The organism is Streptomyces sp. NPDC057302 (genome assembly GCF_042667685.1).
Taxonomy (GTDB): Bacteria; Actinomycetota; Actinomycetes; order Streptomycetales; family Streptomycetaceae; genus Streptomyces.
Genome location: NZ_JBHUZJ010000018.1, coordinates 84,076 through 105,954, shown reverse-complemented (window position 1 = coordinate 105,954; position 21,879 = coordinate 84,076). Strand labels below are relative to the sequence as shown.

22 protein-coding genes are annotated in these 21,879 nt (G+C 71.9%); 8 read left to right on the top strand and 14 right to left on the bottom strand.

From position 1 onward, the window contains the following. Positions 1-105 precede the first annotated feature (105 nt). Together ACFUPX_RS16160 and ACFUPX_RS16155 are read left to right on the top strand one after the other, a co-directional pair. Entirely contained in the window at positions 106-1,239 is a 1,134-nt protein-coding gene (locus tag ACFUPX_RS16160; protein ID WP_383321731.1) for a LuxR C-terminal-related transcriptional regulator, read from the top strand. A gap of 45 nt (positions 1,240-1,284) precedes the next feature. After that, positions 1,285-2,712, top strand: a complete 1,428-nt coding sequence (locus ACFUPX_RS16155) for a M1 family metallopeptidase (RefSeq protein ID WP_383321728.1) — start codon at positions 1,285-1,287, stop codon at positions 2,710-2,712. Between the two features lie 9 nt (positions 2,713-2,721). Here ACFUPX_RS16155 and ACFUPX_RS16150 read toward each other — a convergent pair whose 3' ends face one another. The 4 genes from ACFUPX_RS16150 to ACFUPX_RS16135 all read right to left on the bottom strand — a co-directional run bounded on the left by ACFUPX_RS16150 (position 2,722) and on the right by ACFUPX_RS16135 (position 6,157). Next, a complete protein-coding gene (locus tag ACFUPX_RS16150) occupies positions 2,722-3,237 on the bottom strand; it encodes a GNAT family N-acetyltransferase (RefSeq protein ID WP_383321725.1) in 516 nt (171 codons plus the stop codon). A 50-nt stretch (positions 3,238-3,287) separates the two neighbouring features. Further along, positions 3,288-4,118, bottom strand: coding sequence for a phosphoenolpyruvate hydrolase family protein (locus tag ACFUPX_RS16145; protein WP_383321722.1), 831 nt, complete (start codon positions 4,116-4,118; stop codon positions 3,288-3,290). Between the two features lie 67 nt (positions 4,119-4,185). Further along, the gene (locus tag ACFUPX_RS16140; RefSeq protein WP_383321719.1) at positions 4,186-5,448 is read right to left on the bottom strand and encodes a Tm-1-like ATP-binding domain-containing protein; all 1,263 of its coding nucleotides are present in this window, start codon (positions 5,446-5,448) and stop codon (positions 4,186-4,188) included. A 133-nt stretch (positions 5,449-5,581) separates the two neighbouring features. Then, positions 5,582-6,157, bottom strand: a complete 576-nt coding sequence (locus ACFUPX_RS16135) for a TerD family protein (protein WP_249589187.1) — start codon at positions 6,155-6,157, stop codon at positions 5,582-5,584. 197 nt (positions 6,158-6,354) lie between these two features. Between ACFUPX_RS16135 and arfB the strand changes: the two genes are divergently transcribed. Further along, positions 6,355-6,792 carry an alternative ribosome rescue aminoacyl-tRNA hydrolase ArfB gene (arfB, locus tag ACFUPX_RS16130; protein WP_383321796.1) on the top strand — a complete coding sequence of 146 codons (438 nt, stop codon included), beginning with the start codon at positions 6,355-6,357 and terminating at the stop codon, positions 6,790-6,792. 124 nt (positions 6,793-6,916) lie between these two features. On the opposite strand, the gene ACFUPX_RS16125 is transcribed toward arfB, so the two are convergent. Continuing rightward, positions 6,917-7,441, bottom strand: coding sequence for a flavin reductase family protein (locus tag ACFUPX_RS16125; protein ID WP_383321716.1), 525 nt, complete (start codon positions 7,439-7,441; stop codon positions 6,917-6,919). Between the two features lie 419 nt (positions 7,442-7,860). Here ACFUPX_RS16125 and cdgB point away from each other — a divergent pair, with 419 nt between their 5' ends. Continuing rightward, positions 7,861-9,534, top strand: a complete 1,674-nt coding sequence (gene cdgB / locus ACFUPX_RS16120) for a diguanylate cyclase CdgB (protein WP_383321713.1) — start codon at positions 7,861-7,863, stop codon at positions 9,532-9,534. 87 nt (positions 9,535-9,621) lie between these two features. Beyond that, positions 9,622-10,596, top strand: coding sequence for a carbohydrate-binding protein (locus ACFUPX_RS16115; RefSeq protein WP_383321710.1), 975 nt, complete (start codon positions 9,622-9,624; stop codon positions 10,594-10,596). Between the two features lie 33 nt (positions 10,597-10,629). On the opposite strand, the gene ACFUPX_RS16110 is transcribed toward ACFUPX_RS16115, so the two are convergent. From ACFUPX_RS16110 to ACFUPX_RS16090, 5 genes are all read right to left on the bottom strand, one after another. Beyond that, positions 10,630-11,478: a ketose-bisphosphate aldolase gene (locus tag ACFUPX_RS16110; RefSeq protein ID WP_383321708.1), complete on the bottom strand. Its 849-nt coding sequence runs from the start codon at positions 11,476-11,478 to the stop codon at positions 10,630-10,632. A gap of 67 nt (positions 11,479-11,545) precedes the next feature. Further along, the gene (locus tag ACFUPX_RS16105) at positions 11,546-12,478 is read right to left on the bottom strand and encodes a 1-phosphofructokinase family hexose kinase (RefSeq protein WP_383321705.1); all 933 of its coding nucleotides are present in this window, start codon (positions 12,476-12,478) and stop codon (positions 11,546-11,548) included. A gap of 156 nt (positions 12,479-12,634) precedes the next feature. After that, on the bottom strand, positions 12,635-13,777 hold the full coding sequence (gene nagA, locus ACFUPX_RS16100) for an N-acetylglucosamine-6-phosphate deacetylase (RefSeq protein ID WP_383321702.1): 1,143 nt from the start codon (positions 13,775-13,777) through the stop codon (positions 12,635-12,637). Then, entirely contained in the window at positions 13,777-14,745 is a 969-nt protein-coding gene (locus ACFUPX_RS16095; protein WP_383321699.1) for an ROK family protein, read from the bottom strand. Before ACFUPX_RS16095 ends, nagA begins: the two co-directional genes overlap by 1 nt. A gap of 524 nt (positions 14,746-15,269) precedes the next feature. Continuing rightward, positions 15,270-16,163 (bottom strand): SIS domain-containing protein, encoded by an 894-nt coding sequence (locus ACFUPX_RS16090; protein WP_383321696.1) that lies wholly within the window; start codon positions 16,161-16,163, stop codon positions 15,270-15,272. Between the two features lie 180 nt (positions 16,164-16,343). Between ACFUPX_RS16090 and ACFUPX_RS16085 the strand changes: the two genes are divergently transcribed. The 3 genes from ACFUPX_RS16085 to otsB are packed head-to-tail and all read left to right on the top strand — an operon-like array spanning position 16,344 to position 18,687. Then, entirely contained in the window at positions 16,344-17,561 is a 1,218-nt protein-coding gene (locus ACFUPX_RS16085; RefSeq protein WP_383321793.1) for an ABC transporter substrate-binding protein, read from the top strand. Positions 17,562-17,570: 9 nt separating this feature from the next. After that, a complete protein-coding gene (locus tag ACFUPX_RS16080; RefSeq protein ID WP_383321693.1) occupies positions 17,571-17,819 on the top strand; it encodes a DUF3263 domain-containing protein in 249 nt (82 codons plus the stop codon). A 16-nt stretch (positions 17,820-17,835) separates the two neighbouring features. After that, complete coding sequence (gene otsB / locus ACFUPX_RS16075; RefSeq protein ID WP_383321690.1) at positions 17,836-18,687, top strand: trehalose-phosphatase; 852 nt, start codon at positions 17,836-17,838, stop codon at positions 18,685-18,687. A gap of 19 nt (positions 18,688-18,706) precedes the next feature. Here the strand turns inward: otsB and ACFUPX_RS16070 are convergent, their stop codons facing one another. The 4 genes from ACFUPX_RS16070 to ACFUPX_RS16055 all read right to left on the bottom strand — a co-directional run bounded on the left by ACFUPX_RS16070 (position 18,707) and on the right by ACFUPX_RS16055 (position 21,785). Next, positions 18,707-19,087, bottom strand: coding sequence for a hypothetical protein (locus ACFUPX_RS16070; RefSeq protein WP_383321687.1), 381 nt, complete (start codon positions 19,085-19,087; stop codon positions 18,707-18,709). After that, positions 19,084-19,740 (bottom strand): sigma-70 family RNA polymerase sigma factor, encoded by a 657-nt coding sequence (locus tag ACFUPX_RS16065; RefSeq protein WP_383321684.1) that lies wholly within the window; start codon positions 19,738-19,740, stop codon positions 19,084-19,086. The genes ACFUPX_RS16070 and ACFUPX_RS16065 overlap by 4 nt, the downstream gene beginning before the upstream one ends. An 88-nt stretch (positions 19,741-19,828) precedes the next feature. Continuing rightward, the gene (locus ACFUPX_RS16060; RefSeq protein WP_383321681.1) at positions 19,829-20,128 is read right to left on the bottom strand and encodes a hypothetical protein; all 300 of its coding nucleotides are present in this window, start codon (positions 20,126-20,128) and stop codon (positions 19,829-19,831) included. 265 nt (positions 20,129-20,393) lie between these two features. Beyond that, a complete protein-coding gene (locus ACFUPX_RS16055) occupies positions 20,394-21,785 on the bottom strand; it encodes a trehalose-6-phosphate synthase (RefSeq protein WP_383321679.1) in 1,392 nt (463 codons plus the stop codon). Positions 21,786-21,879: the final 94 nt, after the last annotated feature.

The following is a 21,879-nucleotide window of genomic DNA, read 5'->3' as shown; positions in this document are numbered from 1 at the left end:
CAGCCCCATCCCCCGTGGAGGGGCGGCTTGTTGGGGCGACTCCCTCAAGTGGGGGGTTGGTTCCGTGCGAGGGGCAGGGCAGGCTGGCCGGTGGAGGGGATGCGCATGGGCGAACCACGCGGGGCGGTGCTCTCGGCCGCGGAACGGGCCGCGGACGCGGGCGAGTTGTTCAGCCGGACCTCGGCAGTTCTCCGGCGCTGGGTGCCGTTCCACTCCGCCGTGTGGACGGCCGCCGACCCGGAGACCGGACTGATCACGGCGCCGATGCTGGTGGAGAACGTCGGCTCGGGCGAGGGCTGTTACGCGTACTGGGAGAGCGAGCTCCTGGAGGAGAACGTCGTGCCGTTCCGCGAGCTGGCCCGCGCGCCCGTGCCGGCCGCCGGGCTGCGGGCCGCCACCGGCGGTCTGCCCGCCCGCAGCGCCCGCTTCCGGCGCCTCCTGCTCGGCCAGGGGGTGCACGACGAGCTGCGCGCCGTACTGCGGATCGGCGGTCGCCCATGGGGCCTGGTGAGCCTGTTCCGCACCACCGACGCGTTCCGCCCGGACGAGATCGAGCTGCTCGCCGACCTGTCGGGCCCGCTGGCAGCGCGCCTTCGCGCGTTCGCCCTGCCGCCCGAGTCCCCGCCCCGCACCGACTCGCCCGCCCCCGGCCTGATCCTCTTCGACGTGTCCGGCGAGGCCGTGTCGGTCAACGAGGAGGCGCGGGAGCACCTCGCGCTGCTGCCGGACGGGCCGTCCTTCCCCACCCGGCTCGGGCTGAAGCTGCCCATCTGGGTGGTCGGCACGGCCTTCCAGGCGCGGGCCGTCGCCGAAGGCCGAGACCACCATGGCAACACCCGTGTGCGCATCCGGACGGCCGAGGGCCGCTGGCTCGTCTGCCACGCCTCGTGCCTCACGGGGCCCGGCGGCCTGCCGGGCCCGGTGGCCCTCGTCATCGAGCCGGCGACCCCCGCCGACCTGGCGGTCCTGGTCGCCGACGCCTACGGCCTGACCTCGCGGGAGCTCCAGGTCACCCAGCTCGTCGCGCGCGGGATGACCACCGCCGAGATCGCCGCGACGCTGTTCATCTCCCAGCACACGGTCCGCGACCACCTCAAGACCGTCTTCGGCAAGGCCCGCGTCTCCAGCCGTGGTGAGCTGGTCGCCCGGCTGTTCACCGACCACTACTGGCCCGCCCTGCCGGGACGCGCCGCCGCTGACCCGCTGGCCCGCTGGCCCGCTGACCCGCTGACCCGGTGAACCCGACGGAGGCACACCGAACATTTGCCGCATAAGATCACGGGCGTGCACCCACGATCCACGGCGCTGCGCGGCGCATCCGCCGCCGCCCTCACCGCCCTCGCCCTCACCGCCTGCAGCGGCTCCGGAGTGCACGGCACGCCCGGGGCCGACGGCGTGCGCGACCCGTACTTCCCCAAGCTGGGCAACGGCGGCTACGACGTCGCGCACTACGACCTGACCCTCGGGTACGACCCCGACGCGCGCCACCTCACCGCCACGGCCGAGGTCACGGCCCGCGCCACGCAGGACCTCAGCGCCTTCAACCTCGACTTCAAGGGCATGGACGTGAAGGGCGTGACCGTCGAGGGGAAGGACGCCTCCTTCCACCGCGACGGGCAGGAGCTGACGATCCGTCCGCCGGACGACCTCGACAAGGGCGAGACGTTCCGCACGGTCGTGCGCTACTCCGGCAGCCCGGAGACCATCACCGACCCGGACGACTCCGAGGAGGGCTGGCTGCGCACCGAGGACGGGGCCCTCGCGCTCGGCGAACCGACGGGCTCGATGGCGTGGTTCCCCGCCGACAACCACCCCTCGGACAAGGCCTCGTACGACATACGGATCACCGTCCCCAAGGGCCTGAAGGCCATCTCCAACGGTGAGTTGACCCGCGAGTCGACCAAGAACGGGCGCACCACCTTCGCCTGGCACAGCGCGGAGCCGATGGCGAGCTATCTCGCGACGGTGGCGATCGGGCGGTTCGAGGTGAAGAAGTCGACGACGAAGTCCGGCATCCCGGTGCTCACGGCGGTCGAGCCCTCCGAGGCCAAGGACAGCGCGAAGGCGCTCGGCAAGATCCCCGAGATCATGGAGTGGCAGGAGCTCAACTTCGGCCCCTACCCCTTCTCGTCGACCGGCGCGATCGTCGCCCACGAGGGGGACGCGGGCTACGCCCTGGAGACGCAGACCCGCCCCACCTTCCCCGGCGCCCCCGGCACCGGGCTCGTCGTCCACGAACTGGCCCACCAGTGGTTCGGCAACTCCGTGACGCCCGAGTCCTGGCGGGACATGTGGCTCAACGAGGGCTTCGCGACGTACGCAGAGTGGCTCTGGGAGGAGGACCACGGCGGCGACAGCGTGCAGGAGACCTTCGACAACGTCTACGCGGACGACTACTACGAGGACAAAGAGGACAACGACGCCATCTGGGAGTTCCCGCCCGCGAAGCCGCCGTCCGCCGGTCAGATCTCGGACAGCCCGGTGTACGAGCGGGGCGGCATGGTCGTCCACAAGATCCGTCAGGCGGTGGGCGACGACACCTTCTACGACATCGTGCAGGGCTGGACGAAGACCTACCGTCACCGCAACGCGGACACCGAGGACTTCACGCGGTACGTGGAGAAGCACGCGGGCGGCGAGGCGGCCCGCAAGAAGGTGCGCGCGATCTGGGGCCCGTGGCTGTACGGGGACGGGAAGCCGAAGCGCCCGTAAGGCGGCGGGTCACACCAACGGCTTGCGCAGCACCGCGCAGGGGCGGCCCGCGTCGATGTCGCGCCGGTGGTCGATGACCTCGTAGCCGAGCCCGCTCCAGAAGGCGAGCGCGGTGTCGTTCCCGTCCAGGACCGCGAGGCGCACCGCGTCGCGTCCCTCCTGGCGGAAGTGCTCCTCGATCCGGGCTGCGAACTCCCGCCCGTACCCCTTGCGTTGCTGACCGGCATCGACCATGAGCAGCCCGATCCACGGGTCCGGGTCCGCGGGGTCGGGGTGCTGGTCCAGCGTGATGCCGATCCCGACGACCCGGCCCTCGGAGCGGGCGACGAGCACCCGCGCCCGCGGATCGGCCAGATCGTCCGCGAGCTCGGCGGCGACCTGTTCGGGGCGGATGTCGTGGGGGTCGGGGAAGTCCCCGGACAGGGCGTGGAAGACGTGGTTGGACGCGTACAGGGCGGTGAGCTCGGTCAGCAGCTCGCCCGGGAGCGCGCCCTCCTCCGCGGAGGTGAGGGTTTCGAGGATCATGCGGCGCAGGCTAGCCGCATTCGGCCCTACGCCTTGGGGAACATTCGGCCTTACGCCTTCAGGGATTTGAAGGCGCGCGTCTGGTCCACGATCGCCCGCTCCGTGGGGAGGCGTTCGATCGAGGAGGCGCCGAAGAAGCCGACGATGCCCGTGGTGCGGGACAGGACGTGGGCCGCGTCCCGCGGTCCCGCGATGGGGCCGCCGTGGCACAGGACCAGGATGTCGGGGTTCACGCGCTTGGCCGCGTCGTGCATCTCCTGGACCGCCGTCGCCGCCTGGTCCAGGGTCAGGGCGGTGCCCGCGCCGATCGCGCCCTTGTTCGTCAGGCCGACGTGGGGGACCAGGACGTCGGCGCCCGCCCGTGCCATGTCGGCCGCCTGGTCGGGGTCGAAGACGTAGGGGGTCGTCAGGAGGTCGCGGGCGTGGGCCTCGCGGATCATGTCCACCTCCAGGCCGAACCCCATGCCGGTCTCTTCGAGGTTGGTGCGGAACGTGCCGTCGTACAGGCCGACCGTCGGGAAGTTCTGTACGCCGGTGAAGCCCATGCCCTTCAGCTCGTCCAGGAAGCGGCCCATGTCCCGGAACGGGTCGGTGCCGCAGACCCCGGCGAGGACCGGGGTGTCCTTGACGACGGGGAGCACCTCCCTGGCCATGTCCACCACGATCGCGTTCGCGTCGCCGTACGGGAGGAGCCCCGCCAGGGAGCCGCGGCCCGCCATGCGGTAGCGGCCCGAGTTGTAGATGATCAGGAGGTCGACGCCGCCCTCCTCGGCGCACTTGGCGGAGAGGCCGGTGCCCGCGCCCGCTCCGATCACCGGATTTCCCTGCGCCACCTGGGAGTTGAGGCGTACCAGTGCTTCCTTGCGGGTGATCTGTGTCATCTGCTTCTCCTCAGGTGAAATCGTGCGTCACGGCATCACGGCATCACGGCATCACGGCATCACGGCGTCACGGCGTCTGTGTCTGCGTCCGCTTGGGCGCGCGTGCGCCGATCAGTTCGTCCAGGCGGTCCGCCATCGCCACCGCGAACTGCGGGTCGTTGATGTGCGCGTCCAGCTCGTGCAGCCGTACGCCGCTGCCCCGCACCGTCGTGCGCAGCGCGTCCAGCCCGGCCTCGTCCGCTGCCGTGTCCTGGAAGGGGCCTCCCTCCACGTCCACCGCCGAGATCCCGCGCAGGGGCCAGAAGAACTCGGCGGGGCCGCGCGCGGCGGTGAGGCGGTGGCCGAGGGTGGCGCCGAGCGCGGCCATCTCGTCGGCCGTCGTCCGCATCAGGGTGACCGTGGGGTTGTGGACCAGGAGCGTGCGGCCGGTGAAGCGGGGCGGGACCGTCGCCGCGGGGCCGAAGTTGACCATGTCGAGGGCGCCGGGGGCGACCACCTGCGGGATGCCCGCGCGGCCCGCGGCGGTGAGGCGCTCGGGGCCCGCGGAGAGGACGCCGCCGACCAGTTCGTCGGCGAGCTCGGTGGTCGTCAGGTCCAGTACGCCGTCCAGGAGGCCGTCGGACGCCAGCTTCTCCACCGCACGGCCGCCCGCGCCCGTCGCGTGGAAGACGAGCACCTCGTAGCCGAGTTCGTCCAGGCGGGCGCGGGCCGCGTCGATCGCGGGCGTCGTCACGCCGAACATCGTCGCGGCGACCACCTTGCGTCCCTGGCCCGCCGGTTCGCCGTGGTCGCGCTCGAAGCGCCGGGCCATGCCCGCGGCTGCCGCCGCCGCGTTGCCCAGGACCTGCCGGGAGACCGCGTTGATGCCGGAGATGTCCACGACGCTGTACATCAGGGTGAGGTCGCTGCTGTCGACGTACGGCGCCACATCGCCGCCCGCCATCGTGCTGACCAGGATCTTCGGCACCCCGATCGGCAGTGCGCGCATCGCCTGCGCGGCGATCGAGGAGCCACCGCTGCCCCCGGCGGCGAGCACCGCGTGGAGCTTGCCCCGCCGGTGCAGGTCGAGCACCACCTCGGTCGCGCCGTCCGCCATCGCGGCCACGGCCGGGCCCCGCTCGCCCGTGCTCCGCAGCTTCGCCAGGTCGTGCCCGGCGGCGCGGGCCACGGTGTCGGCCGGCACGTCCGGGGTCGGGGCCGTCTCGGGCGGCGGCAGTATGCCGGTGTCGACGAGCAGGGTGTCGCTGCCGTACTCCCTGAGCCGTTCGCGCAGCCAGGCGTACTCCGCGCCCTTGGTGTCGAGCGTCCCGACCAGCACCACGGTCGCCATGGGCCCTCACACTCCTTCAAGTGGTGGGTGGTGCCCACGATCCTGCGGCCCCGGAGCCGTCACGGCAACGGCGAGGGCCCCCGGCGGAGATTCCGCCGGGGGCCCTCGGGAACTGCTAACTGAGCTGCGAACCTCAGACGTTGACGCCGAAGTCCTGCGCGATGCCGACGAGACCGGACGCGTAGCCCTGGCCCACCGCGCGGAACTTCCACTCCGCGCCGCTGCGGTACAGCTCGCCGAAGACCATGGCGGTCTCGGTGGCGGCGTCCTCGCTCAGGTCATAGCGGGCGATCTCGGTGCCACCGGCCTGGTTGATGATGCGGATGAAGGCGTTCCGCACCTGGCCGAAGTTCTGCGAGCGGTTCTCGGCGTCGTAGATCGAGACCGGGAAGACGATCTTGTCGATGTCGGCCGGGAGGCCCGCCAGGTTGACCTTGATCTGCTCGTCGTCGCCCTCGCCCTCACCCGTGACGTTGTCACCGGTGTGCTCGATGGTCTGGTCCGGCGTCACCTTGTTGTTGAAGAAGACGAAGTGCTGGTCCGAGAAGACCTTGCCCTGCGGGTTCACCGCGATGGCCGAGGCGTCCAGGTCGAAGTCGGTGCCAGTGGTGGTACGGACGTCCCAGCCGAGGCCCACGGTGACGGCGGTCAGGCCCGGAGCCTCCTTGGTGAGCGAGACGTTGCCACCCTTGGACAGGCTTACTGCCATTGTTGGGAGTCCCTTCCCTCGTTGCGTACGAACGGGCTTCGTACTGTGGACGAAGCTACCGTCACCCCTATGAACGTCGACCGGGGTCCCAGAGGTTCCAGGTCCTTTTACTTTCTTTACTCGTCTCTTGCGCCACTCCCGCCACAAGCGGGCCGCGCCGTTAATACGGGTGACGTGGACCGGACGGACGCGGGACCATAGGACTCATGTCCGGTCCCTATGTCATCCGCGGCTCCGTCTGCCTGCCCGAGGCCGAGCTCATGTGGCGCTTCTCCAGGTCCTCCGGGCCGGGCGGTCAGCACGTCAACACCAGCGACTCGCAGGTGGAGCTGCGCTTCGACCTGGCCGGCACGGAAGCGCTGCCTCCGGTGTGGAAGGAGCGCGCCCTGGAGCGGCTCGCGAGCCGCCTCGTCGGCGGTGTCGTCAGCGTGCGGGCCTCCGAGCACCGCTCGCAGTGGCGCAACCGCGAGATGGCGGCCACCCGCCTCGCCGCACTGCTCGCCGAGGCCACCGCGCCGCCGCCACGGCCCCGCCGCGCCACGAAGATCCCGCGGGGGATCAACGAGCGGCGCCTGCGCGAGAAGAAGCAGCGCAGCCAGACCAAGCGCGGGCGCTCGGGGGAGGGCTGGGGCTGAGCCCCCGCCGCCGCGTCGGCCCGCGTCGGCCCGCCTCGGCCCTCGGTGGCCCTCGTCGGCCTCGGCCGGCTGTGGCCCTCGGCCGGCAAAGGTGCGGCAGCAAATGTCGTTCAACCCGAAACCATCAGCCCAGCTGTCGGTACTTCCCCTTGAAGTAGGTCAGCGGGCCGCCGTCGGCGCTCGGCAGAGCAGCCGAAAGTACTCGCCCGATGACGAGGGTGTGATCACCCGCGGTCACCGTCTGTTCGGTCCGGCACTCCAGTGTCGCCAGCGCCCCGCCGACCAACGGCGCCCCGGACGTCTCTCCCCGTACGTAGGGAATGTCCGCGAAGAGCAGCCGGTCGCTGATCCTGCCCTTCATCGCGAACCGGCCCGCGATGTGCCGCTGGCTCTCGGCGAGCACCGAGACGCCCCACAGCGGCTGCTCGGCGAGCAGGTCGTCCATCCGGGAGCCCTCACGCAGGCTGACCAGCACGAGAGGGGGGTCCAGGGACACCGAGAGGAAGGCCGTCGCGGTCATGCCGACGTCCTCGCCGACCGGTGCCTGCGGGTCGTCCGCGTCGAGGGACGGCTCGCAGGCGGTCACCAGGACCACACCCGCGGCGAGCCGGGACATGGCGGCGCGGAACTGTTCGTTGCTCACCCCCACAGGATGCCCGTCGGGGGACGTCGCGCGGGGGGAGGGAGGGGCGGGGAGAGCCTCAAAGGTGCTCTGGGGGGATGTCTTCTGTACGGGAACCACGGGAGTGACGCTAGCCCCGCCCCACCTGCCGACACATCGGGCCGGGGGCCGAGGCCGGGCCTAGGACCGATGGCCGAGGGGCCTTCACGACGCTCCAGGAGCGCGCTCCGGGGCAAGTGGACTGGACCAACGAAGGCTTCCCATCTGTGACTTGAGTCACAGGACCCATATTTTGTTGACCCTGTGTACCGGGTGAGCTGCTCGCTGTGATTCAGTGACGGTGGCAATCAGACACTGAGGGAACTCAGGTACTACTCAGTACTGAGGGAACAGTAAGGGCGCTGCGAATCCTGGAGTTGCTGTCGAGGTCTCGGGGAGAGCGAGCAATGGAGACCGAGTCGGAGCCGTACGTCCGTCTTGCGACCCTGCGGCAGCTGCATCAGGTGGTGGCGGATCTCAACACGGCCCGGAGCCTGGCGGACACGCTGCAGACCGTCGCCGACGGCGTGGTCAACGGCCTTGGCTATGAACTGGCGTGCGTCAATCTCGTGCGCCCCGACGGCGACCTCGTCGTCGCCGCCTTCGCGGGCAACACCGCCGCCGAGGCCCTCATCACCGGCCGGGTCGGCTCGCGTGACGCCTGGGAGAAGCGGCTCTCCATGGGCGAGGCCTGGGGCGCCCTGAGGTTCATCTCGTACACCGAGGGCTGGGTCCTCGACGAGGACGACGTCCCGCAGTGGTACACGGACGGCCCCGAGCCCCGCTTCGAGGACGAGTGGCACCCCGCCGACCGCCTCTTCGCCCCGATGTACGCGACGGGCGCGGCCGGCGGCGAACTGCTCGGCGTGATCTCCGTTGACCGCCCGCGCAACGGACGCAGGCCCGGCGCCTGGGGCCGCGAGGCCCTCCAGATGTACGCGTTCCAGGCCGCGATCGCGATCAGCAACGCACGCCTTCGCGCCAACATGCAGCGCGCCCTGGTCCGCCTGGAGCGCGAGCAGCAGGCGCTGCGGGCCAGTGAGGAATCCTTCCGGCAGGCCTTCGAGTACGCGCCTTCGGGCATGGCCATCGCCGAGATGGGCGGCGACCAGCACGGGCGGATCCTGCGCACGAACGACGCGCTGTGCCGCCTGCTCGGCCGCCCCGCGTCCGCGATGCGCCGCTACTCCTTCTCCGACCTGGTCCACCCCGAGGACATCGGCACGCTCCTGCGGACCTCCGCCGAGGGCGGCCGGGCCGAGCTGCGCCTGGCGCGCCGCGACGGGACGTACGTCTGGGTCTCCCTGCGCAACTCCGTCGTCGCGGACGCCGCCGACGGCCCGCGCTTCCTGCTCACCCACGTCGAGGACATAGAGGAGCGCAAGCGCCGCGAGCTGCAGCTCGCCCACCGCGCGTCGCACGACTCCCTCACCGGCCTGCCGAACTCCGCCGAGCTGCGCTCCCGCCTCAGCGCCCGGCTCTGTCGTCGGCCGCACGCGGGTCAGCCGAGCGCGGTGGACTCGCTGGATGCGGCGTACGACGGCGTGTACGACGCGGACGGACAGCACAGCTTCGACTACGGCTCGAACAACGCGCACGCCCTCCAGCAGGGCGCCGACGGCTTCGACCACCACGTGCACACCGTCGCGCCGCCCGAGGGGGACGGGGACACGGACGACGGCACCAAGGGCCTGGCCGTGCTCTTCTGCGACCTCGACGGCTTCAAGTCGATCAACGACCGCTTCGGGCACCACACGGGTGACGCGGTTCTCATCGAAGTGGCGAGGCGGCTGACCTGCGGTGTCCGCGACGGGGACACGGTCGCCAGGCTCGGCGGCGACGAGTTCGTCGTCCTGGCGGACGGCCTCGGCCGCGCCGACGCGCAGGACCTCGCGGTGCGGCTGCGGAACGCGATCATCCCGCCGATCCGGGTGGACGGCCGGGCGGTCCGCGTGGGGGCCAGTTTCGGCATCGGGTGGGCGCACTGCGGGATGTCGGCAGACGAGGTGTTGCACTCCGCTGACCAGCGGATGTACGTGGAGAAGCGGTCCCGTGCCAAGCAGCACAGGCGGGCGGGCTGACGGTACGGATGAGGTCAACGCCACCCCTTGACCTCACCCGGAGCGGGTAGGCTCCCCCGGTCAGCGACATGAGGGAGTGACCTGGGAATGACGCCCGGCAATAACGGCGAAGACACGCCGAACGCGCCAGAGGGCGACGACGATGTGTTCGGCTATCTGTACGAAGACGGACAGGCGGCCGGCGCCACTCCGCCCAGCGGCGGTGGCGGCTACGGATACCCGGGTACCCGGTCCTCGTACAACCAGGTGCGCGCGGTCGGCGACCGCCGGCCCAACACCTACGGCGCCCCCGCGTACGGCCAGCAGGTGCCCCCGCAGCAGCAGCCCTACGGCCAGCCGAACGCGCACTACGCCGCCCCGGAGACGCAGCCCGGCGGAGCCCCCACGGCACCGCAGTACACCCCGGCGTCCCGCGGCTCCGGCGGTCGCGGCAGTGGCCCCAACACCAAGGGCCTGCTGATCGCGGCGATCGCGGTCGTCGCGGTCGTCGCCATCGGGATCGCCGCCGCGATGATGACCGGCGACGGTGACGAGGGCGACAAGAAGGAAGCGGGCGGCGGCTCGACGCAGGGCGAGACGGTCAAGCCCAGCGACAAGCCGACGAAGAAGCCGGAGAAGCCCGCCAAGCTCCCGAAGACGGACGCCAAGGCCCTGAAGCTGGAGGGCGGCACGACGACGGCTTCGGACTTCGACGGCGCCGAGTCCGAGGGCGGTGTCTACGTGGCCGGGTTCGACAAGGTCGGTGCCCAGGTGACGTGGACCGTCAACGGCATCCCCAAGTCCGGCTCGTACAGCCTCCACGTGAACTACGGAGTCCCCGGCAAGGACTCCAACGCCACGATCCTCGTCAACGGCAAGAAGCAGACCCGTCCCCTGAACCTGAAGAACTTCGCCCACGCGGAGGAAGGCGACTGGGAGAAGGGCTGGACCAACACCTGGGCGGTGGTCCAGCTCACCAAGGGCACCAACTCGGTCACGCTCACCTGCGCCCAGAGCGACCTGTGCGGGACGACCGGGGCGAACATCGACCAGATGTGGCTCGTGGAGGGCGACAAGGGCTGAGCCGCCCGCGCCCGCCTGGGGCTGCTCCAGGAACTACTTCAGCAGCCCCAGGAACCCCGCCACCGTCCCGGCCATCGCCTCGCGAGCCGGGGCGAGGTATTTCCGGGGGTCCACGCCCGTCTCGTGGGCGGCGAGGTACGCGCGCACCTCGCCGGTGAACGCCGTGTTGAGGGCCGTGCCGACGTTGATCTTCACCATGCCGGAGGCGACCGCGGCCCGGATCTCCGCGTCCGGCACGCCACTTGAGCCGTGCAGCACCAGCGGTACGGGGACGGCCGCCGTGAGCGCCGCTATCAACTCGTGGTCCAGCGAGGCCGTGCGGGACGTCATCGCGTGGGACGAGCCGACCGCCACCGCCAGGGCGTCCACGCCCGTGTCGGCCACGTAGGACGCCGCCTCGGACGGGTCCGTGCGGACTCCCGGGGCGTGCGCGTCCAGGGGGGCCTCGCCCTCCTTGCCGCCCACCTTGCCGAGCTCCGCCTCGATCCAGATGCCGCGTTCGTGGCCCCAACGCACCGCGTCCGCGGTCGCCTTGACGTTCTCGTCGTACGTCATCTTCGACGCGTCGAACATCACCGAGCTGAAGCCCTCGGGGTGCGCGGCCCGCATGAGGTCCACGTCCATGACGTGGTCCAGGTGCAGGGAGAGCGGGGCGGACGAGGTGCGCGCCACCGCCGCCGCTGCCGCCGCGATGGCGGAGAGGTTGCCGCCGTGGAACTTCACGGCGTTCTCGGAGACCTGGAGGATCGCGGGGGAGCCCGCCTGCTCCGCGCCCGCGGCGATCGCCTCCGCGTGCTCCAGGGTGATCACGTTGAACGCGGCGACCCCGCGTCCGGTGGCGCGCGCGTCGGCTACCAGGTCGCCGGTGGATACGAGTGGCACGATGAATGTCCCCAATTCCTGGGCCGGAAGGGCCCGTTGTGCGTCGCTCGCGCGATGTGGCGCGTCGTTACGCCGCGGCGGCCTCCCGGGTCACCGCGACCCGCGCGAGCAGGTCTTCGTACGTCGATGGCACGAACTCGCCCGCGACCGGGGCCGCCACGGTCGCCGCGGACAGCGCCACGGCCCGTGCCAGGCGCTGCGGCCAGGGGAGTTCCTCCACCAGGCCGGAGAGCAGGCCCGCGACCGCCGAGTCGCCGGCGCCCGTCGGATTGCCGTGGACGCGGACCGGCGGGGCGGCCTGCCAGGTGCCCTCAGGAGTGACCGCGCGCAGGCCCTCGGCGCCCAGGGACGCCACCACGGCGTGCGCGCCCCTGCGGCGGGCGTCACGGGCCGCCTGGGCGGGCTCGTGGGCGCCGGTCAGCTCGGCCAGCTCGTCGGCGTTCGGCTTGACGATGTCGGGGCGGGCGGCGACGCCGCGGCGCAGCGCCTCGCCGCTGGTGTCCAGGAGTACGGGGACCTTGGCGGCGCGCGCCGCGCGGACCAGCGTCGCGTACGCGCCCACCGGGACGCCCGGCGGCAGGCTTCCGCAGAGGGCGACCGCCGCGGCGCCGGCGCGCAGCAGTTCCTCGTACGACTCCTGGAAGGCGGACCACTCCGCGGGTGAGACGGCGGGGCCCGGTTCGTTCAGCTGTGTGGTGTCGCCGGTCGCCGCGTCGACGATGGCGAGCGTGCGGCGGGTGGCGCCCGCCACCGGCACGAGCGCGTCCGTGACGCGGGGCTCGCGGGTGAGGTGGTCGTGCAGGACGCGGCCCGTGTCGCCGCCCGCGAAGCCGGTCACCGTCACGTCGTGGCCCAGGGCCGCGAGGACGCGGGCGACGTTCAGGCCCTTGCCGCCGGGGCGTTCGGTGACCTCGGTGACGCGGTGCGAGGCGTGCGGGGTGAGGGCGGGGACGCGGTAGGTGATGTCCAGGGCGGCGTTCAGCGTCACCGTGAGGATCACGTGCCACTCACCCCCGAGATCGCTGGAGAATGCGCTTGCTGTCGGTCTCTTTCGGGGCTGATCATGCCAAAGAGAAGGCGGTTGGCCCAGAGGTCGGGGCCAACCGCGTTCACTTCGTTGCCACTTCAACGGATGGCGAAATCACCCGAGTCGCGGCTAATGGGGGGCAACCACCCATTCACCCTTGCGCATGACGCCCACCAGGTCGAACCCGGCGTCCAGGACCACCAGGTCGGCGTCCTTGCCGGGCTCCAGCGAGCCGACGGTGTCGTACATCCCCAGGAGCCTGGCCGGGTTGGCGGAGATCGCCCGCACGACGTCCTCGACCGGGAGGCCGTCGACGGTCACCGAGCGCTTGAACGCGCGGTCCAGGGTGAGGGTCGAACCCGCGATCGAACCGCCCTCGACGAGCCGCGCGACGCTGTCCGTCACGTCGACCTCCAGCGGGCCGAGCATGTACCGGCCGTCGCCGAAGCCCGCCGCGTCCATCGCGTCCGTGATGAGCGCGGTGCGGGCCGCGCCCGCGTGGTGGAAGGCCAGCTCGAACGAGGCGGGGTGCAGATGCGTGCCGTCGTTGATCAGCTCGACCGTGATCCGCTCGTCCTCCAGGAGCGCGGCGATCGGGCCCGGCGCGCGGTGCCCCAGGGTGGGCATCGCGTTGTAGAGGTGCGTGGCGACGGTGGCGCCCGCGTCGATGGCCTCCTGCGTCTGCTCGTACGTCGCGTCCGTGTGCCCGATGGCCGCGATCACGCCGTGCTCGGCCAGCAGGCGTACGGAGTCGATGCCGCCCGGCAGCTCGGTGGCGAGCGTGAGCATCTTCGCCCGGCCGCGGGCCGCGTCGATCAGCTTGCGGACCTCGGCGGGGTCCGGGTCGCGCAGGAGCGCCTCGCTGTGCGCGCCCTTGCGGCACGGCGAGATGAACGGGCCCTCGAAGTGGATGCCCGCGATGTCGCCCTGCTCGGCCAGCTCGCTGAGCATCCCGGCCCGCTGGGCGAGGAAGTCCATCTCGCCGGTGACGGTGGAGGCGACGACGGTCGTGGTGCCGTGCAGGCGGTGCGTGTGGACGCCCTTGAGTACGTCGTCGACCGTGCCGGAGGTGAAGGAGGCACCGCCGCCGCCGTGGTTGTGGATGTCGACGAAGCCGGGGACCACCCAGTGGCCGGGGTCGAGCTGAACGGTCTCGGCGTCCGCGGGAGCGCTCCCGGAGATGCGCGTACCGTCGACGATCACACGGCCGTTGGAAAGGGTCCCGGTGGGCAGGACCACCTGAGCACCGGCGAGGACCTTGCTAGTGGCCATCAGGCGGTTACCTCCGTGGATTGGGTGGGGTCGGGGGCGGGGTCGGTTCCTTCGAGCAGATCCCAGGCGAGCAGGCCCGCGCCCAGGCACCCGGCGGTGTCCCCCAGGGCGGCGGGGACGATGAGGGGCTGGGTCTGGAACGTGACGATGCGTTCCGTCATGGCCGCCCGCAGGGGTGTGAACAAGGTTTCCCCCGCCTCGGCGAGACCGCCACCGATGATCAGGGTGTGCGGGTCCAGGAGGGTGAGGGCGGTGATGAGGCCGTCGGCGAGCGCGTCGACGGCGTTCTGCCAGACCTCGCGGGCCCGCGGGTCGCCCGACTCCACGGCCTTCGCGCAGTCCGCGGCGTCCGCCTCGGGGTCGCCGCTGGCCGCCGCCCAGGCCTCGCTGACCGCGGAGGCGGAGGCGAGGCGCTCCAGGCAGCCGCGCTGGCCGCAGCCGCAGGGCGGGCCGCCGGGGCGCACGATGATGTGGCCGATCTCGCCCGCGGAGCCGTGGGCGCCCGGCTCGATGCCGCCGCCGATGCCGATGGCCCCGGCGATGCCCGTGCCGAGCGGCACGAAGAGGAACCGGTCCGCGCCCTTGCCCGCGCCGATGCGTCCCTCGGCGAGGCCGCCGGTGCGGACGTCGTGGCCCAGGGCCACGGGTACGCCTTCCAGCCTGCGGCTGAGCAGCTCCCGCATGGGGACGTCGCGCCAGCCGAGGTTCGAGGCGTAGACCGCGATGCCCCGCTCGGTGTCGACGATCCCGGGGATCGCGACGCCTGCGGCGGCGGCGGGTTCCCCGAACTCCTTGATGCCGTGGGCGCGGAGGTCGGCGGCGAAGTCGAGGATGGACTCGACCACGGCGTCGGCCCCGCGTTCCCGGCCGGTGGCCCGGCGCGCCTCATAGAGGAGCGTGCCGTCCGCCCCGACCAGGGCGGCCTTCATTCCGGTGCCGCCCACATCGAGGGCGATGACGTGTCTCACGGGGGACAGTCTCGCGCGTTGCCCGCGAGAGGTCTAGTCCACTTCGGGTGTTTGCCCCCGGGGAAAGGCCCCCTTTCGGGGTGGGGTGCCCCTTTGCGGTGCGCGGGGGCGGGGGAGTGGTTGGCTCCGGCTGGGCCTTGGGCGGGGCGCGGTCTCGGTTCTGGCCGTGCTTCTCACCCGGTCCGGTTCGACCACATGAGCCCGCCGCTTCGCGGCGGATCTTCCCCACCCACCCACCCGGTACCCCGCGGTGTAGTCGGGTGGGTGGGGCCGTCTGTTCGGGCGGGGGCGGGGGCGCTGGGGGGTGAGGGTGGGTCGTCCGTTCGGGTCGGGGTGCTGTGGGGTGAATCGGGCGGGCTGTCTGTTCGGGTGGGGGTGCTGCGGGGTGATCGGGTGGGTGGGCGGGAAACATCCGCCGCGAAGCGGCGGTTCAGGGCGCCGCCCACCCACCGCCGATGGGTGGTGCAGAGCAGGGCATCGCACGCCCCCGGGGCAGAGAGCGGGCGATGCCCTGCCCTGAGGGGTCAGCCCAGGATGACGCTTCGGGTCAGGTTCCGGGGGTTGTCCGGGTCGAAGCCTCGGGACTCGGCCAGGGCCACCGCCAGGCGCTGCGCGCGGACCAGGTCCGCGAGGGGGTCGAGCTCCTCGCGGGCGACCAGCTCACCGCCCACCCGGGCCACATCCCCCGCGAGCCCCTCGGGAAGCACGCCGAACATCCACGCCACCCGGCCGGGGCCGGTGATGGAGATCGGCCCGTGGCGGTACTCCATCGCCGGGTACGACTCCGTCCACGCCCCCGCCGCCTCGCGCATCTTCAGCGCCGCTTCGAGAGCGAGACCGTACGTCCAGCCACGGCCAAGGAACGTCCACTGCTCCGCGGCAAGCACCGCCGAAGGCAGCGGCTCCCTCACCGCGAGCTCCGCGTCGACCGCCGCGTCGGCGACCGACTTCACGCCGGGGATGTCACCGAGCCCCGCCCGCAGGAAGGCCAGGGCGGTCGTGGCGAAGCGGGTCTGGACGACCGACTCCTCGTCCGCCCAGTCCAGGACCGCCACCGAGTCGGCCGCGTCCATGATCGGCGTCTTGGGATCGGCGGTAAGGGCCGTGGTCGGCACCACGCCCTTCAGCTCGCCGAGCAGTTCGAGGACCTCCGTGGTCGTACCGGACCGGGTGATCGCGACCACCCGGTCGTACGTCCGCCCCGCGGGGAACTCCGACGACGCGAACGCATCCGTCTCGCCCTGCCCGGCGGCCTCACGCAGCGCCGCGTACGCGATGGCCATGAACCACGACGTCCCGCATCCGGTGACGGCCACCCGCTCACCCGGCTTCGGCAGTCCGTCGAAGGTGAGAGCGGCCTCGGCCGCCCGGTGCCAGCAGGCGGGCTGAGTTGCTATCTCTGCTGCGGTACGCGACATGCGTCAAGGCTCCTTGCCGGTGGTACGTCATTGGTACGCCGTTGCACAAGCGATACTGAGGTGGTGTAGACCTCGTGTCCATACGCGAGGGAAAATCGCAGTTCACGTAGATCATCGAGGGTGGGAACAGCTGTGCAGCGGCGTGCGACAGGACTGACCGCGGCGATAGCCGCACTGGGCATGGCGGCGGTGCTCGCCGGCTGCGGTGGTCCCGGCGACTCCGGAGACGTCACCCTGAAGCTGGTGGCCGCCGACTACGGCGACTCCAAGGCCAACAGCTCCCAGAAGTACTGGGACGAGCTGGCCAAGAAGTTCGAGGCCAAGAACCCCGGCATCAAGGTCGACGTCAGCGTCTACTCCTGGACCGACGTGGACCGCAAGGTCAAGGAGATGGTCAAGGCGGGCGACGCCCCCGACCTGGCCCAGATCGGCGCGTACGCCGACTACGCGGCGGCGGACAAGCTCTACCGCACCGAGGACCTGGTCTCCATCTCCACCCAGGCCGACTTCATGGCTCCCCTCTCCGAGGCGGGCGAGGTCAAGCGCGTCCAGTACGGCATGCCGTTCGCCTCCTCCACGCGCCTGCTCTTCTACAACGAGAAGATCTTCAAGGACGCCGATCTCGACCCGCCGCAGAGCTGGAACGACCTGGCCGCCGCGGCCAAGGTGCTCAAGGCACGCGGCGTGAAGATCCCCTACGCCCTGCCGCTCGGCAAGGAAGAGGCGCAGGCCGAGACGATGCAGTGGCTGCTCAGCGGTGGCGGCGGCTACACCGACAACGTCGGCACGTACGACATCGACTCCACCCAGAACGTGAAGACCTTCACCTGGCTGAAGGACGAGCTCGTGGGCAAGGGCCTGACGGGCCCCACGCCCCCCGCCAAGCTCGACCGCGCCCAGGCCTTCGCCGCCTTCACCCGCGGCGACGTGGGCATGCTCAACGGCCACCCCACGCTGATGCAGATGGCCGCGAAGAAGGGCGTGAAGTACGGCATGGTGCCGATGCCCGGCGTGAACGGCCACGCGCAGGCCACCATGGGCGTCGCCGACTGGATGATGGCCTTCAAGGAGAAGGGCCACCGCGAGGAGATCGGCAAGTTCCTCGACTTCGCCTACAGCACGAAGAACGTCCTGGACTTCTCGCGCGAGTACGACCTGCTCCCCGTCACGACCTCCGCCGCCCAGGAGATGACGGGCAACAAGAACGACAAGGCGCTCGCCGAGTTCCTGGACGAGCTGCCCACCTCGCAGCTGTACCCCGTGGGCAAGACGTCCTGGGCGCAGGTCTCCGTAGACGTCAAGAAGTACATCGGCAAGACCGTCGACGAGAACGGCAACCCGGCGTCGATCCTCGGTCAGCTCCAGAGCAAGGCGGCGACCGAGGAGAACTCGGAATAGCGTGACGGCATGAGCGATGCCACGGACGAGACCGGCCTCTCCGAGCGCGACCGCGCGATCCTCGCCCTGGAGCGCCGCGACTGGCCGACGGGACCCGGGGCCAAGGAGCGGGCCGTGCGCGAGCAGCTCGGTCTGGTGCCGGTCCGCTACTACCAGCTCCTGAACGCCCTGCTCGACGACCCCCGCGCCCTCGCGCACGATCCGGTGACCGTCAACCGGCTTCGGCGGGTTAGGGAGTCCCGGCGCGGGGAGCGTTGAGCGTAGGGTCAGGCCCATGGGTGACCTTGAGTACTCTCCCGAGCTGCCCGAGCCCGTGACGCCCGCCGGTCGCGAGGGCCTCGCCGCGCTCCTCGCGCGGCCCGGCAAGGCCGTGATCGCGCTCGACTTCGACGGCACGCTCGCCCCGATCGTGCCCGACCCCGAGCAGGCCCGCGCCCACCCCGGCGCCGTCCCCGCGCTCGCCGCGCTCGCGCCGAAGGTGCTGTCCGTCGCCGTCGTCACCGGCCGCCCCGCGGGCGTGGCGGTGCGCTACGGCGGCCTCGCGGGCGTCCCCGGCCTCGAACACCTCGTCGTCCTCGGGCACTACGGAGCCGAGCGCTGGGACGCCGTCTCCTCGACCGTGCACGCGGCGGAACCGCACCCCGGCGTGGCGTCCGTGCGCGCCGAACTGCCCGGCTTCCTGGACACGATCGGCGCCTGGCGCGGCTCGTGGATAGAGGAGAAGGGCCGCGCGGTCGCGGTCCACACCCGCCGCGCGCACGACCCGCAGGCAGCCTTCGAGGCGCTGCGCGAACCCCTCGCCGAACTGGCGTCCCGCCACGGCCTGATCGTCGAACCGGGCCGCCTGGTACTGGAGTTGCGTCCCCCCGGCATGGACAAGGGCGTGGCCCTCGCCGACTACGTACGCGAGGTCGGCGCGGAGACCGTCCTGTACGCGGGCGACGACTTGGGCGACCTGCCCGCCTTCGCGGCGGTGGAGAAGCTCCGTTCGGACCAGGTGCGGGGGTTGCTGGTGTGCAGCGGCAGCGCGGAGGTCGCGGAACTGGCCGAGCGGGCCGACGTGGTGGTGGACGGACCGCAGGGCGTGGTGGAGCTGCTTTCGAGGATCGCCGCGCGGCTGGACTGACGAACTGACGAACTGGCGGTCAGCCGGGCACGGGTGGGTCGGGCACGGGTGAGGGTGGTGTCGCGCCCGACGGCGCCGGCGACGGTGGTGGCGACGGCGCCTGGGACGACGGCCGGGTGGTCCTCTCGTGCGGGTGCGCGGGTTCGACGGGGGCTTCGCCGCCCTGCCGTTCGACCCAGCCAAGGGCCAGCAGGACGCAGGCCAGGGCCGCCGCGAGCGCGAGCAGGCTCAGCGCGGTCGCACGGACGGGAAAACGCCTGCCCACCTGCTCGGACGGCGGGGTGGCGCGCCGCAGGGAGTCAGGGCCGACCGTGCGCGCCCGTGCGTCCAGCGCGTCGCGCAGCCGGTCTTCGAGCAGTTCCTGCCCAGGGCCGGGACCGTGCCCGTCCTTCGGGGTCATCGGGAGCCTCCCAACTGTCTGCTGAGTGCGTCCAGCGCCCGGCTGGCGGTGGACTTGACCGCGCCGCGCGAGAGACCGAGGGTGGCGGCGATCTGGGCCTCGGTGAGGTGGGACCAGTAGCGCAGCACGAGCACCTCGCGCTGGCGCCGGGTGAGCCGCCTGAGCGCTTCGAGCACCTCGCGGTGTTCCTCGCGCAGCAGGACGTGCTCGTCGACGGGCGGGACGTGGCCCTCGCGTTCGGGTGTGTGCGCGCGGGCCGTTCTGCGGCGGCGCAACACGGAACGGGAGCGGTTCACCACGCTCGTCCGCAGGTACGCCTCCGGGTCGTCCACGCCTTCCAGACGGGCGCCGTGCCTGCGGAAAACCGCCGCGAAGGCGTCCTGTACGACGTCCTCGGCGGTCGGCAGATCGTCGACGAGGAACAGCGCGAGACGGACGAGGTCCAGGCGGCGGTACTGGTAGAGGTCGTCGATCCCGGGGCCGGGCTCGCCCAGCGTGGAGAGGGGCACGGTCGGCACGGGGACCGGCTGCCGGATCCCGGGCGGCGGTTGCCCCGTACGAGTCAGGAGCCCGGACAGCAGGCGCTCCCAGCCACGGCGCAGCGCGCTGGTGGCGGGGAAGGCGGGGACGACCGGGTACGTCGCTGTCCTCATGGCTCTCCTGGACGCGGGGCGTGCGGACCGCCGGGTGATCGGCCCGGCGGCCCTCCTACGGCTTGCGGCTACTGCCGACGCTGCGGCATCACTTCGCAACCGGCGCGGGGGACGGCGCCTCGTGTCCGGCCTTGCCCGGGGCGGCGGGGGCGGGGGACGGTGCTTCGTGTCCGCTCTTGTCCGGGGCGGCGGGGGCGGGGGACGGTGCCTCGTGTCCGCCCTTGCCCGGGGCAGCCGGGGCCGGGGACGGTGCCTCGTGTCCGCTCTTGGCCGGGGCCGGGGAGGGATCGGTGGTGGCGGCGTGTGCCACCGTGCCGCCCAGGGCGAGAGCCGCGATGGCCGTCGCCGCGCCCAGGGCCTTGCGGATGGAGACATGACGCAGGGACATGCGGTTCCTCGATTCGTGGTCGTGGTCGGGGTCGGTGGATCGAGCGAAGGCGCCTTCACCCCGACAGACGTCCCGGCCCCGGGGAGGTTGCAGGTCGCCGCGGAGTTTTCACGGGCACCTCCACCCGGGGTCGGCGACAGCACCGTCCCACCGGCTTTCTCAGCCTGTCCGGCGTTTGAGGACGAACTCGGCGGAGCCGGTGATGACGTCCACCAAGGCCCCCGCGCCCAGCGGGTTTTCGGGAAGGGGCGGGGTTGGGGACGAATCAGTCCTGCAGTGCCCGCAGCTGGTCCAGGAACCACTGGGCCGGGGGCAACGCCGTAGCCGCCGCCGCGAGCCGCTTGGTTCGTTCCGCTCGCTCCTCGACCGGCATCGTCAGCGCCTCGTGCAGCGCCGCAGCCGTGCCCGTCACGTCGTACGGGTTCACGACCACCGCGTCCTCGCCCAACTCCTCGAACGCCCCCGCCTCCCGCGAAAGCACCAGCGCACACCCCTCATCAGAAACGACCGGCACCTCCTTGGCCACCAGGTTCATCCCGTCCCGGATGGGGTTCACCAGCGCCACGTCCGCCAAGCGGTACGCCGCCAGCGACCGCGCGAAGTCGTCCTTCACGTGCAGGACGACCGGGGTCCAGCCCTCCACCCCGTACTCGGAGTTGATCTCGTCGGCGAGCGCCTGCACGGACGCCGTGTAGTCGCGGTACACCGCGAGATCCTGCCGCGACGGATACGCGAACGCGACATGCACGACCCGCTCCCGCCACTCGGGGCGGGAGGCCAGCAACTCCCGGTACGCCAGCAGCCCCCGCACGATGTTCTTCGACAGTTCCGTCCGGTCCACCCGCACGATCACCTGACGGCCGGCCCCGACCTGCTCCCGCAGCGCCGCGAGCCGCTCCTCGACGTCCTCCCGGCGCGACCGCTCCCGCAGGAAGTCCGCGTCCGCCCCCAGCCCGTGCACCCCGATCCGCGTCCCCGACGTACCGCCGACGACCGCCACGCAGCACTCCGTGAACGCGTCCGCCCACCGCCCCGTCAAAAACGCCGCCCGGTCGGCCCCCAGGATGCCCCGCAGGAGCTGCTCGGCGATGTCGTCCGGCAGCATCCGGAAGTAGTCCACCGGCGCCCACGGCGTGTGCGAGAAGTGGCCGATGCGCAGGTCGGGGCGGAGTTCGCGCAGCATCCCCGGCACGAGGGCCAGGTGGTAGTCCTGGACCAGGACCACCGCGCCGTCCGCCGCGCTCTGGGCGAGCGCTTCGGCGAAGGCCCGGTTGTAGGTCTCGTACGACGCCCACTGGGCACGGAACTCCGGGCCGAAGGCCGGTTCGAGCGGCGTCTGGTAGAGCATGTGGTGGACGAACCACAGCACCGAGTTCGCGATCCCGTTGTACGCGTCCGCGTGCACCTGGGCGTCGATGTCGAGCATCCGCACCCCCGGCTCACCGACCCCGCGCCGCACGGCCTCCCGGTCACCGTCCCCCAGGGCCGCGCAGACCCACAGGGAGTCCCCCGCGGAGTCGCCGATCGCGCTGAGCCCGGAGACGAGTCCGCCGCCGCCCCGCTTGGCCGTCAGCTCCCCGTTCTCCTCCAGGGCGTACGTGACGGGGCCGCGGTTGGACGCGACGAGGATCTGGGCGGGGGCGTGCTCGGAGACCATGTGCCGAACCTAGCCCTTCCCGGATGCGCTCAAACGTACGGCCGGACCCGTGGCGGGCCCGGCCGTATACATCGGGGAGCTTCAGCAGACGGGC

Bases quoted from the DNA above. Each gene is read 5' to 3' on its own strand.
- ACFUPX_RS16160 (WP_383321731.1), top strand. From the start codon at position 106: ATGGGCGAACCACGCGGGGCGGTGCTCTCGGCCGCGGAACGGGCCGCG.
- ACFUPX_RS16150 (WP_383321725.1), bottom strand. From the start codon at position 3,237: ATGATCCTCGAAACCCTCACCTCCGCGGAGGAGGGCGCGCTCCCGGGC.
- ACFUPX_RS16145 (WP_383321722.1), bottom strand. From the start codon at position 4,118: ATGACACAGATCACCCGCAAGGAAGCACTGGTACGCCTCAACTCCCAG.
- ACFUPX_RS16140 (WP_383321719.1), bottom strand. From the start codon at position 5,448: ATGGCGACCGTGGTGCTGGTCGGGACGCTCGACACCAAGGGCGCGGAG.
- ACFUPX_RS16135 (WP_249589187.1), bottom strand. From the start codon at position 6,157: ATGGCAGTAAGCCTGTCCAAGGGTGGCAACGTCTCGCTCACCAAGGAG.
- cdgB (WP_383321713.1), top strand. From the start codon at position 7,861: ATGGAGACCGAGTCGGAGCCGTACGTCCGTCTTGCGACCCTGCGGCAG.
- ACFUPX_RS16115 (WP_383321710.1), top strand. From the start codon at position 9,622: ATGACGCCCGGCAATAACGGCGAAGACACGCCGAACGCGCCAGAGGGC.
- nagA (WP_383321702.1), bottom strand. From the start codon at position 13,777: ATGGCCACTAGCAAGGTCCTCGCCGGTGCTCAGGTGGTCCTGCCCACC.
- ACFUPX_RS16090 (WP_383321696.1), bottom strand. From the start codon at position 16,163: ATGTCGCGTACCGCAGCAGAGATAGCAACTCAGCCCGCCTGCTGGCAC.
- ACFUPX_RS16085 (WP_383321793.1), top strand. From the start codon at position 16,344: ATGGCGGCGGTGCTCGCCGGCTGCGGTGGTCCCGGCGACTCCGGAGAC.
- ACFUPX_RS16080 (WP_383321693.1), top strand. From the start codon at position 17,571: ATGAGCGATGCCACGGACGAGACCGGCCTCTCCGAGCGCGACCGCGCG.
- otsB (WP_383321690.1), top strand. From the start codon at position 17,836: ATGGGTGACCTTGAGTACTCTCCCGAGCTGCCCGAGCCCGTGACGCCC.
- ACFUPX_RS16070 (WP_383321687.1), bottom strand. From the start codon at position 19,087: ATGACCCCGAAGGACGGGCACGGTCCCGGCCCTGGGCAGGAACTGCTC.
- ACFUPX_RS16065 (WP_383321684.1), bottom strand. From the start codon at position 19,740: ATGAGGACAGCGACGTACCCGGTCGTCCCCGCCTTCCCCGCCACCAGC.
- ACFUPX_RS16060 (WP_383321681.1), bottom strand. From the start codon at position 20,128: ATGTCCCTGCGTCATGTCTCCATCCGCAAGGCCCTGGGCGCGGCGACG.
- ACFUPX_RS16055 (WP_383321679.1), bottom strand. From the start codon at position 21,785: ATGGTCTCCGAGCACGCCCCCGCCCAGATCCTCGTCGCGTCCAACCGC.